We start from the raw sequence: 15913 nt of genomic DNA on the forward strand, positions 1-15913 counted from the left end.
TTATTTTTTAGCAACAGTAGCACGACGGCGAAAGCCAATTGCTGCGGCTAACAGAGCAAGAATTCCTCCCATTGAGCCACCTGAGCTGTCGTCATCGTCTTCTTCATCGTCAACTACATCCGCTTGCAGATCGAAAGTTGCAACAAACGGGTCATGGTCTGAACTTCTGAATGGACCCACATCAGTGAACGCGTAGCCGTCTTCATCAGCATAATAACGAAGCGCTTGGTCGTACTGTAGCTGGTAGGCTTCAACTGAGTTGATATTCCAGTGTGCACCATCAATAGCGTCTTCAAGCATGGCTTCACTTGCTAAAACATGGTCCAAACTACCTACTTGTTCGGTACCGTAGAACCAATATGAGAAGCCTTCTGCATCGAACTCTTCAGCTAAATTGTGATAGCCAAAGCTAGATTCAACTTCCACAGATGCACCGTCATCCATACCTGTATTTACTGCAGTGGAAATAGTGTAACCGCGATCTTCAGGTGTATAGTCGGTAAGTACAGCCACAGGATCTTCAGCACTGTACGCGTTTAAGTCGCCTAAGATTATCTTACGCTCAGGCAGATTTTCATCGCTCAAAGCATTACCTAATGTAACCGCTGCCGATACGCGAAACGCGTTACAGCTACCCTGAATTGTAGTAATTTCAGACGGCGCTTCGGCAATGTCTTCAGCGCACTGCGAACCCTTAGACTTAAAGTGGTTAACTGAAACTAGGAACGACTTGCCACTTTCTGTGTGAACAAAAGATTGAAGAAGGCTAGGGCGCATTTGTGCAAGACTATCTTCGTCAATTTGTTGTACTGGCATATCAACGATAATAGCGTCGCCCTCTGGCGTTACTACAGAAGCCTTGTATAAAAGGCCTACAGTGATAGCATCTGTGCCAATTTCGCTACTATCGCTTGTAGCAACAAATGAATATTGCTCAGTTTCACCTAGTTCTGCGTTAATAGCATCAACTAGAGCCTGTATCGCGCTGTCTTCACCGAAACCATCATTTTCGATTTCCATTAACCCAACAACGTCAGCGTTTAAGTTAACAATGGCTTCTACAATACGACCTTGCTGTAGTTCAAATGCCACAGCATCGTCCGCACCGCGATTTTCATCATAGTCGAAGGTTACATCGCCATTAGCGTCCACTTCACCGTTGAAGTAATTCAGCACGTTGAAAGTAGCAATTGATAAGTTGCCTTCTGTAACAACAGGGTTTGCTTCACGTGTTGAAGTGACTTCAATAATGTCGCTAGGGTTAATTCTGTAAGTACCAAAGCTGTAGTTTAGTGGACCTGCAGCAGAAACCGAATCACCAATGCGAATAGCATTAGCGTAGCTGAAAGTAGGGAAGAAACTCAGTGCATCTGGGTACTGAGAACTGCTGTTATCTTCAATAGTAAGCAGGCTTGTTTCGCTTGCTTCAACAGCCGCTGTGTAAGCATCTGACAATGGCGCTGCCACATCACTTGGTTGGCGTTTAATCGAGTCACTAACAACGATTTCGCCGAAGCGCCAAAGGTTGTTTGTGCTTGTTACTGTCGCATCAGTCACGCTAACAACCATACCTTCAACCGATTCAAGGTCAAGTTCGTACGGCATAGCGATCTCTACTGCCGCAACAGCATCTGCGGTGCCGCAATCAAGTGCAGCAACATCGCTATCCATGGCAAGGGTTGTCATGCCGTAGTTTTCTTCCACTTCACCATAAAGACGAACGATATTACCGGTGGCAACATCAACACTGCCGTCTACGAACAAACCTTCAGAGGTTGCATCGTCAACGTCGTAATCAGACGCCTCTTCCTGTACAAAGAAGCCGTCAGCACGGGTGCCAGTAACTATAGCTTCGATAATAACGCTATTGCCTACTTCAGAAGAACTGCTTTCGCTGCCTTGAATAGCACTGATAAGTGTTGCGTCTGCGCCACAAATGCCGAGCTCAACAGCAGGCTCTTCTGGTACGTCTACAACGTCATCACCGCCACCTTCGGTGGTGAATGTACCGGACGGGAAGGGAGTCGCCGCATCTGTGTTTGTAGTTGAACCGTCAAGTGCGTCGACGCCACTGTAAGTCCAGTTAGATGCTTCAAAACTGCCGCCATTAGCCGATTGACCAGACGAACGGTATGCCCAACCATCTAAGTATTCCCATGCGGTGCCGCTGCCGTCGGTGTTAATATCACCAAACGTATCGATAACGCTACCATCTTTGAAAAGCTCAATAGCATCGTCACCATTAATTCCTAACTCCGATGTATCGTAGTCTGGTGCAGAACCGAAAAACGCGGTAAATCCATCAATTTCTGATGCTACGTAGATATAAGTGCCAGCGCTTGCAGACGTGCCAGCTGGGAAAGTGAATTCCTCTCCATCTGTACCACCACCGTTGTTCGCTGCACCAATACCATAGGTAGATAAGTCTGCAATATCGTTAACCACGAAAAGTTCTACAGCTTTTGGAACACCGCCACTTAATGGCCCGTCAATAACACCACTTATAACCAAATCGTTGGCTTGAATAGCGGTAGAAGAAAGTGCAGAGATTATTCCTGCAGATAGTAAAGTTAATGATGTTCTCACGTCATTTTCCCTTTGTAGTTTCATTATTTTTTAAATCACAGGTACTAGTATTTTTGTTGTAAAGTCTGCTTGAGCAGAGCACCCTGTGACGAGCAACTTTCGTATTGCTTGTTCTACCGTAGGGAAGTTTATGATTAATAGAAATAACTTAATCTTATTCAAGCTGTTTTTAAAATAACTTAATTAAAACAAAAGTATAGGAAGTATGAGTAAACTTACTTAACCTGTTAAATCGCTTTTGTAGCCTTACCTAACCATTAAATAACGCTATAGACATTTTATGAGCGCGTATTACTTTTTTATTACAGCCAGCATTGTTTTAATTTGATTCGAGGTGACGGGAAAATAAAGCGTGATCATCAACGACTTGATCTGCATAAAGATTTGCTATTTTCACAAGCAAATCTCTTGATTGAGAAAAGGCATTTGAGGCTGATTGGGCAAACCGCGTGCTTCTTCTATCTCCACGACAATGAGCCAGTGCCAAGCTATAACCGCATAATTGTGCAAAATATTCAAAGCCCCCGTTAAGGGCCTTCTTGCCCATTGCAATATCTTGAGGGTCCACACCCACTTTAGCGTGATGTCTTGAGCGAATTAGGTAATGAGCGTCTTTGAATTTTACCTCATCAAGAACAAGGTCAGGCTTTCTTTGCATTCGTCGTTGGCAACGTGCGGTGAGGTGGGCAGCGTTCAGACGGTTGACAGGGTTAACGGTAGGGAAGTAATGAAGAGGTGCAGCATTACGCTGTTGTTTAACTTCTACAATATGGCAATGCGCAAAACTCTTTTCATTGTGTGGTTTAGACGGCCCGACTAAAAAGTAATAGCGCGCCATATTTACGGAGCCGGTCCCTGCGTTCAGGCGTTTAACAATATCTACGATAGAATCGTCCATGTAAGGAGCAAACGCTTCGTGTAATGTTTTATATTCCCCCTCGCTTAGGGTTTCGAATTTATCACTGTTGGGTTTAAAGCCCAGCCTCGTGCCGTTAAAACTCACCGCTTTGGCAAGCGCACTTTTTATTGTAAACTCCTCGCCGCCCGCACTACGGGCTTTTGCCTTTTTATAAAGCTTTGTAAGCTTACTTGGCACAGCATTAGGGCAATAGTCTATTGCCTCGTTCATCACCTTAGCATTATTTACTACACGGTCGCAGGTTTCCACATAGTGCTTAATAAAAGCGTGTTGCGCGCTAATAACTTGCTGATGAGTGACTACGGGTTTAGTGGTATCTATGCCTTCCCCTGAATATCTACCTTCCACGATACCGCTACAGTGCAGTTGAGCAAGACGCAATGAGGTGAGGTAGCGAAGTATGTCCCAATGTGCTTTGCCCACGCATGCATCATCAAAATCATTGGGAGAAAAGATTACTGTATCTCCGTGAGAGCCTTCTTCGGTAAGGAAACCAAAATTGGAAGTATGACAGTCGCCCATCACGCTGGTAAGTGGTATAGAATCACACTCTTTGGGGAAATTAATCAGACCCGCTTTGATATCTGCGTAGAATAACTGAGCGCTGCCTCGATAAAATACAAACGGGCTGGTAGCCATTTTTATATGTTTTGGCAAGCTTCGCGATGGTTTGTAATTATCAATACGCTCTATTTCTTCTGAAATAAGGTGAATTCGGGTATTTGTCATATGTTCCTCACGCTGCTTGTACTAAGGCTATAAACAGGATTGTATCGCGTGCCGATTGGCTAATTGATTTTATTTTCATCGTTCAATTCAATAACCTGATTAAGCGATTCATATTTACCAATTAGTTTTTTTAAGTGATGCGCGCTATTCTTATCACCAGTTTCGAGAGACATGGATTTCGCAACAAGTGAATATCTTCACAAAACTGCAAAACCATGTCGACAAAATAAACGTAAAGTTTGTATCCGTATGTATTAAGCATCCGGAAAATTTAAACCAAATGGAGAATTAAACATGGCATTGATTAATACTGCTATCAAACCTTTTAAAGCGACTGCATTTAAAGACGGCGAATTCGTAGACGTAAGCAGCGAAGACATCAAAGGTAAATGGGCAGTTTTCGTATTTTACCCAGCTGACTTCACATTTGTTTGCCCAACTGAGCTTGGTGACATCGCTGATAAGTACGAAGAACTTCAGTCTCGTGGCGTAGAAGTATTCTCAGTATCTACTGACACACACTTCACTCACAAAGCATGGCACGATTCTTCAGACACGATCAACAAGATCAAGTTTGCAATGATTGGCGACCCTACTGGCGAAATCACGCGTAACTTCGATTGTATGCGCGAAACTATGGGTCTTGCTGACCGTGCAACATTCGTTGTTGACCCAGAAGGTATCGTACAAGCAATGGAAATCACTTCTGAAGGTATTGGTCGTGACGCAGACGACCTAGTACGTAAAGTTAAAGCTGCTCAATACGTAGCAAACAACCCAGGTGAAGTTTGCCCAGCGAAATGGAAAGAAGGTGAAGAAACACTTGCTCCTTCTCTTGACCTAGTAGGCAAAATCTAAGCAGCACCGCTTAGTTCCTAGCACAGCAGGATAAACTGTAAGTAAAAGTGTTAGGACGATAGTTTGTAGGGAGTGGGTCTCCACTCCCTGATGTTAATTTCCAATTTCCGCTTATGTTGTTGACCTATTGTAGGGTTGGCGGGGATCGGCGTGTCGAAAATAAGGCAGAACAACCGTGTTAACTAAAGAAATTTTACAAGCATTGAAATCATATGCTGAGTCAATGCAAAAAAACGTAACCTTTGTCGTACAGACCGGTGAACATAGCAAGCGCGAAGAGCTTGTGAAGTTTCTGTCCGACATTGCTTCAGTAAGCGAAAAACTAAACGTAGAAGAACGTGAAACTAATGGTGAACTACGCAGCGCTATCAGCTTTTTATTAGAAGCTGACGGTGAAGATACTGGAATTCGTTTTTCAGGTATTCCGGGTGGCCATGAGTTTAACTCACTTGTACTTGCTATGCTGCACGCAGCAGGCACTGAACTTAAGCTAGATGATAGTGTTCAAACATTGGTTAGAGCCGTTAAAGAACCACTTAACTTTGAAGTATTTATCAGCTTAAGCTGTCACAACTGCCCAGAGGTCGTACAGGCACTTAATCAATTCGCTTTGATTAACCCTAATATCAAGACCGAAATGATCGACGGTGGGCTATATCAAAATCTAATTCAAGAGCGCGACATTCAAGGTGTACCTAGCGTTTACCTTAATGGCGAGCTATTCGCGAACGGTAAAGTTGATGGTTCAGTACTTATCAATAAACTTATCGAGCGCGACCCTAGCCTTAAAGAGGCAAATAAAGGCGACGCATTGCCGCTTCAAGACGTTACTGTTATTGGCGGCGGCCCAGCGGGTGTTGCGTCTGCAATTTACAGTGCACGTAAAGGCCTTAAAGTAGCCATTGTTGCTGAAACTTTTGGTGGTCAGGTTAAAGACACTATGGGTATAGAAAATTTAATCTCTGTACCCAAAACGACAGGGCCTGAACTTGTAGGCAACCTAATGGAGCACGTTCGCGATTACGACATTACGCTTAAAGAGCACGTGCGCGTCGATAGCATTGAAAAAGGTAATATCAAAACTATTACGCTTTCTTCAGGCGAGCAAATTCGCACCCGTACGGTTATTGTCGCAACCGGCGCACGTTGGAGAGAACTGGGTGTCCCCGGTGAAAGAGAGAACGTAGGTAACGGCGTAGCATATTGCCCGCACTGCGATGGTCCTTTCTTTAAAGGTAAAGATGTTGCAGTTATTGGTGGTGGTAACTCAGGTATTGAAGCGGCACTAGATTTGGCAGGTATCGTAAAATCAGTAACGGTATTTGAATTTATGCCGGAACTTAAAGCGGACCAGGTACTTATCGACCAAGCTGAAAAACGCGACAACATTACCATTATTAAAAATGTGGCTACACGTCAAATCACGGCCGAGAATGGCAAAGTGAACGCGATTGAATACCAAGACCGTTCAACTAATGAAGTTCACACTCGCGAACTTGCCGGTGTATTTGTTCAAATTGGCCTTGTACCGAACAGCCAGTTTATGAAGGACACGGTAGAGATGACGCAGTATGGTGAAATCATTGTTGATACTAAATGTCATACTTCTGAGCCTGGTATCTTTGCTGCGGGTGACGTAACAACAGTGCCTTATAAGCAAATCGTTATTTCGATGGGCGAGGGGGCTAAAGCGTCACTAGCCGCCTTTGAATACCTGCTTAGCCATGAAGTGGTTGAAACTGAAGACGAGAGCGAAGCTGCTTAATACGTTTAGTATCTAGCGCTTAACTCAAATATGTAAAAAAGCCGAACTAACTCAGTTAGTTCGGCTTTTTTGTGTGCGATAACTTTACCTTATATCAAAGGGTGTTTTGCGATTTTCATTTTTGACCATTTGTATTCAATATTGGTAATAAAAATGGTTATCATTTGTATGATATTTTGTTAAATTATACCAAAGTACAAGTTAGCCACTCAGCACTCGTTATTTTCAGATTGGTGAGCGGGCGAGACATAACAAAATAATTAGAAGACAGCACTCGACATGAACAAAAAATTACTTAGTTTAGCGGTAACAGCTGTATTGGTGTCTTATGCCAATGCCCAGGAAGGCGACATTAACGCTGCACAGGCTTTGCAGGAAAGTGGCAACGAGGCATCAACGACAGAGCAAATTGCGGTTGAAAAGATAGAGGTACTCGGCACGCGCTCCCCCTTCGGTGCGACTAAGTCTAATACGCCCATCGTTGAACTCGCCCGTACAATTTCCATTGAAACGGCATTAGACTTAAAGCAAAAAGGCGTTTTAAATCTATCCCAATCAGCGACTTATATGGCGGGTGTTACCGGTGAATCTTACGGATACGCCACTCGGGTTGATTCAATATCTTCTAGAGGGTTAAGTATTCCTCGCTATCGCGACTCTATTCAAGAGTTGTTCGGCAGCTACAATTCAACGCGCGCTGAAATTTACACAATGGAACAGGTTGAACTACTTAAAGGGCCAGCTTCTGTGCTTTATGGACAAGGCTCACCGGGCGGCATCATGAACTATGTGTCAAAGACACCCACGTTAGGTAAGGGAAGTGAAGTTGTATTGTCTTACGGAAGTTTCGACCGGGCGCAAATTGGCTTAGATGTAAACGGTAGCCTATCTGAGGATGATAAGTGGGTAGGGCGCTTTGTCGGTATTTATAGAAATGCCGACTCTCAGGTTGATTATGTCAGTGATGACACGCAAGTGCTTATGCCTTCACTTTCTTTTATGCCGTCAGATGATACAACGTTAACATTAATTGGCTTATTTCAGGATACCGATAGCGATACGGCGGCACAGTTTATTCCTGTTGAAGGCACACTATTACCTTTGGCGGATGGTACCTATCTGCCAGATCAAGACGTTTACGCAGGCGAGCCAGGGTTTAATAAATTCGATACTACGTCAAATCAGGTTACCTTACTTGGCGAGCATTTAATTGACGATACCACATCACTTTCATTTACCGCCTTATGGCGAGATGGCGAGGCAGACTATCACCAGGCCTGGCCTACTTTTACCGGTGGTACTCGCTACCTAAACGCCTTTGTAGGAGCGCCTGTTGCGCCTACTGATACCTTTGTTCCAAGAACCTTTTACCAGGCGGACAACACGTTTAATCAACACGCTTTTGATATTCGAGTAAACAAGCCCTTTGCAACGGGTTCTTTTGAGCACGAATTATTAGCGGGTGTGCAATACCAAAATGTTAAAACAGACGCTAACTCAGCTTATTACGCTGGTGGAGGTGTATTACAAGGTGACTTTAGATACATTCTAGATTTAGCCAACCCTGTGTATACAGGTGCGCCAGAGCTAGCAGTTTTTGATTCAATTTATAACGATGCGCCGGAACAAACTGTTACAGATACAGGGCTGTATTTATCAGACCAGGTTACTTATAAAAACTGGCGGATGACGTTGGGGCTACGTCACGACCGCGTTGACAACGATACCGGCGTGACAGAACAAGATGATACGCAAACCTCTTACTCGGCTGGCGTGTTATACCGCTTCGATAACGGCATCTCTCCCTACCTTAGCTATGCTGAGTCATTCGAAACTGTGGTGGGACTGGATAACGACAACAATCAGCTTAAGCCTGAAGAAGGTCGACAATACGAGGCCGGTATTAAGTATGAATTATCTGCTATTCCGGGTTTTATAACGCTAGCGTATTACGATATTGAAGTGTCTAACCTTCCTAATCCAAATGGTTTACCAGATGAAGCCGCGCAGCAGCAGGGCGTTACGTCCATCGAAGGTGTAGAGCTGGAAGGGCGTTTAGACTTTGGCGAAGTAACCGCGCAATTCGCTGCGTCTGTTATGGATGCAGAAGACCCTAACGGTTTCTCGTTATCAGCACAGCCAGACAGCAATGCGTCGCTTTGGGTAAATTACTCTCCCCTTGAGCTGGAGGCTTTAACCATAGGCGCAGGTGTTCGCTATGTCGGCGAATCGGTCTCTGAAAATGGCACAATTCGTTATGAAACACCTAGCTATACATTGGGCGATTTAATGGTGGCGTACGAGCTATCGAGTAACGTGAATTTGCAGCTGAATGTTAGAAACGTTACGGACAAGAAGTACCTAACGTCGTGTTTGTTCAGAGGGGATTGTTTCCCAGGTGTACGTAGAACAGTAAACGCGTCGCTTACCTATTCGTTTTAAGGAAAGATCATGCTTACAGTTGCAGCAGGTGGCTTAACACTCGCGGCCTTAGGGGTTGTTTATAAAAGTTGGCGTGAGCAAGCCTCAACTTATCTTTATTTAGGCTTAGTCGTATGGCTAGCGTCAGCAGTGTGTTGGTCTAAAGCGCAGGGTTGGGAGTTTGGCGTGTTATATGCGTTGTGTATTCCTGCAATGCTAGTCTGGCCATTCATCGCATTAAATCAAACGTTTTTGCCACAGCCCAAAAACGTACCTCAGCCGAGAAGCTTTGACTTCGCACGAGGTACAGTATTGGCAAATGTTGCAAACTATTTCGTGGTACTGGTTGTTCTCTTGGTTGTTAGCGTTCTAATAACGCTAGGCGTATGCGCGCTGCTTCCGTTTTCCATCGCAGGCCAGTTGGCTACGGGTACAGTTCTACTGCCAGTGTTGTGGGGGCTTTTCGTTTATCACTATCTTGCCACCGCCCACAAATTTAAAGTCATTGGTGCTTACGCAGCATTGTCTGCGACTTGTGTACCAATACTTATCTTCTTACCCATGTAGGTGAATATCAATGGATAAAGTTACAAAACAAAATGCATTAAATGCACATACTTGGGTTGGTGTGTTTTTGAGTGTACTGCTTTTTTTAGTATGCCTTTCAGGTACGATTGCCGTATTCCACCTAGAATTTGAAAGATGGGAACAGCCTCATATTGAAGAGATGGAAAATGTTTCTCCACAGGCGATTGAAAAGGCGATGGATAGCTTCCTAGCCGAACATACCGAAGAGTCTCACCACCTCTTTGTTGTATTTCCTACATCCGATATTCCACGGTTGGTGGTTGAAAACGACCATGTAGCGTATTTTGCTGATAGCGAAGGTAACCTGCTGGAAGAAGAAAGCGTGTCTTTTACGCAAATGCTGGTGGACTTACATTTATACTTAAATTTGCCGCATAGCTGGGGAATGATTTTAGTCAGTGCCCTAGGCTCCATTATTTGTACCTTAGTTATTACAGGGATTATTGCCCATAAACGAATAGGGAAAGATGCATTCAAACTGAGAAGAGGCGGTAATGGTCAGCAGGCCCAGATAGACTTGCACAATCGCTTTGGCCTGTGGGCTGCGCCGTTTCATTTAATTATAGGGATTACGGGTGCCTATTTCGGCATGGCGGGCATTATTTTAGTGGTCGTGGCTTCACTCAACTATGGCGGCGACAGGGATGCAGTTGTTGATCAAATATTCACACCGGACCCCGTATTAACACCCCAAGAAGGTAAACCCGCTATTGGAAAAGCCTTCGCGCAAATGGAAACGCTTGCGCCTGAAAAGTCGCCGATATTCTTAACCGTACATGAAGTCGGTGAGCCAGAGCAATTTATTGAAATTTATGCGAAAGCGCCAAACCGCATGATTTACGCTGAAGGCTATCGTTTCGATACTGCCGGAAACTATATCGGTGATGCTGGCTACGAAGATGGAGAATGGGGCAAGCAGCTTGTATGGGCCATGTACCGACTGCATTTTGGTGATTTTGCTGGCCTAACCAGCAAGTGGTTCTACTTAGTGTTGGGCATTATGCTAACCATGCTTTGTGTTTCTGGTATGGAAATTTGGCTGTCTAAAAAAGCACACCCACCTTTGGCGAGCAGGCTTTGGTACGCCATAGTCTGGGGCAGTGTTAGCGCTCTGGCTTTAACCGCAGCCGTTGATATGTTTTTTGCCGGTTCTCTTATCGCCGTATTTTGGTGCCTAATGTTATTCAATACGGCTGTGACCGTGGCAGTAAAGTCGCTGACAAAGCCAGTGTGGTTGATGATATCTGGGTTAAGTGTACTTGTACTTTTAGCCACTTATGCTGCCGTACATCAAGGTGCTGCGCTTTCTATTGCATCACTTCAGCTAAATATACCAATGGCTGTGTACGTGATCTGGAGCTTATACCGCGCTACTGTGCTATTTAAACGTGTGGAAAACGTTCGCGGCTATTATGTTGGCGGTGGCCTTAGCGAGGTAAATCGAGGCGACAGAAATAAAGAAGACACAAATGAAGAAGCTCGAGGAACGAGTGTTAACGCATAAACCTTAAAGTAATTATCAAGGGGCGAAAGTACAGCTACCTCGCCCCTTGATGTATTCACTCTAGTTACGCTTTTTTCTTTTCCACGTCCCGCCATACATGTAGTCATCATTATTTTTTGCCAGTGTTTGGCAAGCCTTACACACTATGCGCCATTCGTCTGTCTCACTTTGGCGAACGCGAAATTGCGTATCAGCTTCCACACCGCAGTCGTTACATTGCTTTGGTGGTTTTAACCTGCTTTTCTTTCCCATGTTGTAGCGTTCTTTCCTAATTTTATCCGCGAGGCTGTTTTGTTGTTTTCTCAGGTCATTTGCAGAGTATCAATCTAAATTAATTTGGCGACAGCAACTGCAAACGCAGACCCTTTTTCTACTGCGCGCCCCCACAGCCTCATTGGTAAAGATGGTTGCTGTGTCATCATTGCTAACGCTTCGTCTCTATGGTGCTGTTCTTCTTCCTGACAGTGTTGAAACCTTTCTATCACGTTTGATGGCGGGATAGATAATGCCGACATGTTTTTACATTGCTCGTCGTAATGCAAATCAACAAATTCCTCTACACAATAAATGGTATAAAAAAACCAGTTTTTACCCAAAAGTCGTGGCAGAAAGCCGGTTATAAATCCCGCGGCTATCCATAGTGGCAGTATGAAGCTACCCCTAAACAGCGGCATTTCACTTTCAAAAATAGCAAGGTGCGCACGCTCCGTTTCAAGGTGCTCTCTTATAAAGCGTTCTGAGTCGTCTTTGCTTTTGCTAATGCGAAATAGGCTAGAGATAAATTCAGCAACCATGGCCCCTCGGTATATCCAGACGGCACCTGTTTCGCCAGCATGACTTGCTCGTAGTTCCTTATCTACCTGCTTAGTATATTTAGCCCCCAGTAGCTTTGTATAAAATGGCATGACGTACTCCAACAGCGTTTTACTAAAAAACGCGCGAAATGCTTATATGGATGCCGCCTTACGTATTTGTAATGCGCGTACTAATACGCGAATTTAGCCTAGCTTTTTGAAGAGCTTAAAGCTTTGGTGAATAGTGTTCTATTTAAAAATGAAAGCAGAGTCGGTCAACTGCGCTTGCTAAGGTAGGTAAAAGTATAAAAGGAGTGAGTGAATGAAAATGCTATGGGGTTCTCTTATTTTAGCTCTTGCCTATTTACTGTTATGGCCGGTACCTATCGATCCCGTCAGTTGGCAAGCACCGAAAAATGGTGGCTTTACAAAAGCGTTTACAGAAAATTCGCGGTTGGCAGAGCTTAAGTACATTGATATAGAAGGAGAAGAGGGACCGGAGGATTTTGCGATAAACAAAGCGGGAACCATTGCCACCGCGACGCACTCTGGAGCAGTATTGTTGATGAAACAGGGGCAAACGTCATTTACATCATGGATAAATACCAATGGCCGCCCACTTGGTCTTGAATACGATAACAAAGGAAATTTACTAATCGCTGATGCCCATCGAGGGTTACTAATTGCAAACGCAAAAGGCGAACTAAAAACGCTGGTCAATCAGGTAGAGAATACCCCCGTGGTATACGCCGATGATGTTGATATAGCTAAAAATGGAAAGGTTTATTTTACCGACGCGACCATCAAGTTTGCCGCAAAAGACCACGGCGGAACGCTTTCGGCAAGCCTGCTAGAAATTCTAGAGCACAAAGGGAATGGCAGACTAATCGAATACTATCCATTAACTGCTTCGAGCAAAGTATTGATAGACGGTTTAGTTTTCGCAAATGGCGTAACAATGAGTCATGACCAAGACTCTGTGTTAGTTAACGAGACAGGAAAATACCGGGTTTTACGCTACTGGTTAAAGGGGCCTAAACAGGGAAGCGTGGATGTGGTGATAGATAACTTACCCGGTTTTCCTGACAACATAAGTCAGGCTGCCGGTGGCGGCTATTATCTAGGCCTAGCTTCACCCCGTTCAGCGCCAGTGGATGGGTTATCAGACAAACCCTTTGTTCGTAAAATAATTCAACGTTTACCACAGTTTCTGAGACCACAGGGTGAACCATACGGGCACCTTTTAAAAATTAGCGACAGTGGGAAGGTACTTAAATCTCTTCAAGACCCAAGCGGCGCTTACCCTTTTGTAACTGGCGCTATAGAAACAGAATATGGTTTGTTTATTAGTAGCCTGATAGCGCCTACCGTGGGTGTTCTTCCCCATAATAAAACGCGTTCGTTAACGGACGTGACTGATATGGAGGGCGACGCTTACAGTGGAAATTAATAGTGGCAACAACTAGTGGCGAAATATAGTGCTGATAATACGACTAGTACGTAGAAATAAATAAAATTTAGTTACATTTAATCAATGTTTAAACTTTTGTTACCTAGTTATTCTTACAATCCTATAGCACTATAAATCATGCTAACGTAAGACATAGTCTTATCGAGCGCATAAAAGCCGGTGAACTTTAAAATTCGGCACCTATACATAAAGGATATATAGTTAATCATGAAAGCGTATACGTATTCTTCAGTTGCACTTGCAGTCACGATTTCACTTCTCACAGGATGTGGGGGAGGTGGCGGTTCATCCAGTAACACGCCAGTAGCAACAACACCTACTACTCCCGTTACGTCTGAACCTGAGTGGGAAGCCGGTGTCTATGAGCCGCAATCTGACTTCATCGCCAAATGTGAAACGCCAAGAACTGGTATCGACCCTTTTACAGGAAGTGCTTATCCAGATACCCAAGGTACCGCAATGGATGAAAAGCTCTGGCTGCGTTCCTGGACCAATGACACCTATTTATGGTACGACGAAGTAGACGATAACGACCCAGAAAACTTTTCAGTATTGGCATACTTTAACCAGTTAAAAACCAATGAATTAACGCCAAGCGGCACGCCAAAAGATAATTTTCATTTTTCACAAGACACTGCTGAATACAACGAGCTATCTCAATCTGGCATATCGTCAGGATTTGGTTTTGATTGGGAATCTGGTTCAAACACAGTGCCAAGGGAGCTAACAGTGCGGTTCACAGAGCCTGGTTCACCTGCTGCTGCAGCGAATGTGCCGCGAGGCGCTAAGGTTGTGAGTATTAACGGCGTTGATTTCGTTAATGACAATACCCAACAAGGTGTAAACGCTTTAAACGATGGACTGTTTCCTGATGAAGCGGGAACTACTACGAGCTTTGAGTTTGAGCTGATTGACGGTACGACTATGTCTGTAGATATAACTTCTGCTGATGTGAGCGTAACGCCGGTGCAAAACGTTAAGGTGTTCGATACCGAAAACGGTAAAACAGGTTACTTCCAATTTAATACCTTCATTGTTACTGCGCAAGAAGGGCTGATAGACGCGTTCGATACATTTGTTGAGCAGAATGTAACCGAATTAGTTATGGATTTACGTTACAACGGTGGGGGGCGTTTGGCGTTAGCTTCTCAGCTTTCTTATATGGTAGCGGGCCCAAATCAAACGAACAATGCTACGTTTGAAACCTTAAGATTTAACGACAAGAACCCAACGACCGACCCCATTACTGGTGAGACCATTCGTCCTACGCCTTTTTACAGTAATGTTATCGATTACAACGCCGGACGGCTTACCGATACTCTACTGCCGAGCCTTTCACTGACTCGTGTATACGTAATTTCGACAGATGCAACCTGTTCAGCGAGCGAAGCGGTAATGAACGCGCTTCGCGGCATAGATGTAGAGGTGGTTCAAATTGGCTCTACAACGTGCGGTAAACCTTATGGTTTCTATCCAACAGACAACTGTGGTGAAACTTACTTCACTATTCAATTCCAAGGGGTGAATAATAAAGGCTTTGGTGATTATGCCGATGGCTTTATGCCAACCAATACCCCGAACTTTGATTTTGAACTGCCAGGATGTGAAGTTGAAGATGATTTTACTGCTAGTTTAGGCGACCCGAATGAAGGTATGTTGTCTGCAGCACTAGAATTTGCAGCTACGGGCGCATGCCCTGAAGTGGTATCGGGTAACGGCATGGCTGATGTAAATGCACTGCGCAGTAATCAAAGCGCGCTAGTAGGTGAAAAGCTTATTCCTATCGACACACCCGAAACGCGCAGGGAAAACTTTATTTTACATAACAAGATTAATCAGCCCGTTATCAAGGAACAAGAATGATGGCTCTATTCGGTAGAGGCAAAGCTAAAAGCACCGGGCTGCCAGTTGCAGCCCTTGCTATAGCGCTATCATCGGCCATTGGTTGTGCTGCAAGCAAGGAGACTGAGTTGCATAAAGCAATCACTAACAGCACGAGTGCAAGCCAAAAGCAAACTATTGAAAATACCATCAGCAACTGGTTTGGCGGTATACCCATTACTGTTGCTGATAATGTATTTAGCAAAGCGTCAAACATTACAATTGAACGAAAAGCGAAGATAGATAGCAGGGGGTTACCCGTTGAAGGAAGGCATGACAGCCCTGTGTACAGCTTTACGTTACTAAGTAATGGCAAGCACTGCTTGCTGCGAAATGATCAAACTGGTGAGCTTGCTAAACTTGAAAATGTTAAGTGCTACCCAAATCACGACTGAAT

12 protein-coding genes are annotated in these 15913 nt (G+C 44.3%); 8 read left to right on the forward strand and 4 right to left on the reverse strand.

Going from position 1 to position 15913, the window contains the following annotated elements; all coding sequences use genetic code 11:
- Complete coding sequence (locus PCAR9_RS08585; RefSeq protein ID WP_179983232.1) at window positions 1–2586, reverse strand: ExeM/NucH family extracellular endonuclease; 2586 nt, start codon at window positions 2584–2586, stop codon at window positions 1–3.
- 319 nt (window positions 2587–2905) lie between these two features.
- Window positions 2906–4234, reverse strand: a complete 1329-nt coding sequence (locus PCAR9_RS08590) for a DUF2252 family protein (protein ID WP_179983233.1) — start codon at window positions 4232–4234, stop codon at window positions 2906–2908.
- A gap of 300 nt (window positions 4235–4534) precedes the next feature.
- Between PCAR9_RS08590 and ahpC the strand changes: the two genes are divergently transcribed.
- The 5 genes from ahpC (at window position 4535) to PCAR9_RS08615 (ending at window position 11370) form a co-directional block, all read left to right on the forward strand.
- Window positions 4535–5092, forward strand: coding sequence for an alkyl hydroperoxide reductase subunit C (ahpC, locus tag PCAR9_RS08595; protein WP_461851522.1), 558 nt, complete (start codon window positions 4535–4537; stop codon window positions 5090–5092).
- 175 nt (window positions 5093–5267) lie between these two features.
- Entirely contained in the window at window positions 5268–6857 is a 1590-nt protein-coding gene (ahpF, locus tag PCAR9_RS08600; RefSeq protein ID WP_179983235.1) for an alkyl hydroperoxide reductase subunit F, read from the forward strand.
- A gap of 279 nt (window positions 6858–7136) precedes the next feature.
- The gene (locus tag PCAR9_RS08605) at window positions 7137–9299 is read left to right on the forward strand and encodes a TonB-dependent siderophore receptor (RefSeq protein ID WP_179983236.1); all 2163 of its coding nucleotides are present in this window, start codon (window positions 7137–7139) and stop codon (window positions 9297–9299) included.
- Between the two features lie 9 nt (window positions 9300–9308).
- Complete coding sequence (locus PCAR9_RS08610) at window positions 9309–9845, forward strand: hypothetical protein (protein WP_179983237.1); 537 nt, start codon at window positions 9309–9311, stop codon at window positions 9843–9845.
- Between the two features lie 10 nt (window positions 9846–9855).
- Window positions 9856–11370, forward strand: coding sequence for a PepSY-associated TM helix domain-containing protein (locus tag PCAR9_RS08615; protein ID WP_179983238.1), 1515 nt, complete (start codon window positions 9856–9858; stop codon window positions 11368–11370).
- A 60-nt stretch (window positions 11371–11430) separates the two neighbouring features.
- On the opposite strand, the gene PCAR9_RS08620 is transcribed toward PCAR9_RS08615, so the two are convergent.
- On the reverse strand, window positions 11431–11622 hold the full coding sequence (locus tag PCAR9_RS08620; protein WP_179983239.1) for a DUF8622 domain-containing protein: 192 nt from the start codon (window positions 11620–11622) through the stop codon (window positions 11431–11433).
- 74 nt (window positions 11623–11696) lie between these two features.
- Window positions 11697–12275, reverse strand: coding sequence for a demethoxyubiquinone hydroxylase family protein (locus PCAR9_RS08625; RefSeq protein WP_179983240.1), 579 nt, complete (start codon window positions 12273–12275; stop codon window positions 11697–11699).
- A 211-nt stretch (window positions 12276–12486) separates the two neighbouring features.
- Between PCAR9_RS08625 and PCAR9_RS08630 the strand changes: the two genes are divergently transcribed.
- The 3 genes from PCAR9_RS08630 to PCAR9_RS08640 all read left to right on the forward strand — a co-directional run bounded on the left by PCAR9_RS08630 (window position 12487) and on the right by PCAR9_RS08640 (window position 15911).
- Window positions 12487–13614, forward strand: a complete 1128-nt coding sequence (locus PCAR9_RS08630; RefSeq protein ID WP_179983241.1) for a strictosidine synthase family protein — start codon at window positions 12487–12489, stop codon at window positions 13612–13614.
- A gap of 228 nt (window positions 13615–13842) precedes the next feature.
- The gene (locus tag PCAR9_RS08635; protein WP_179983242.1) at window positions 13843–15498 is read left to right on the forward strand and encodes a S41 family peptidase; all 1656 of its coding nucleotides are present in this window, start codon (window positions 13843–13845) and stop codon (window positions 15496–15498) included.
- Window positions 15495–15911 carry a hypothetical protein gene (locus PCAR9_RS08640; RefSeq protein WP_179983243.1) on the forward strand — a complete coding sequence of 139 codons (417 nt, stop codon included), beginning with the start codon at window positions 15495–15497 and terminating at the stop codon, window positions 15909–15911. The genes PCAR9_RS08635 and PCAR9_RS08640 overlap by 4 nt, the downstream gene beginning before the upstream one ends.
- The last annotated feature ends 2 nt before the right edge of the window (window positions 15912–15913 follow it).

This window comes from Alteromonas macleodii, assembly GCF_903772925.1.
Taxonomy (GTDB): Bacteria; Pseudomonadota; Gammaproteobacteria; order Enterobacterales; family Alteromonadaceae; genus Alteromonas; species Alteromonas macleodii_A.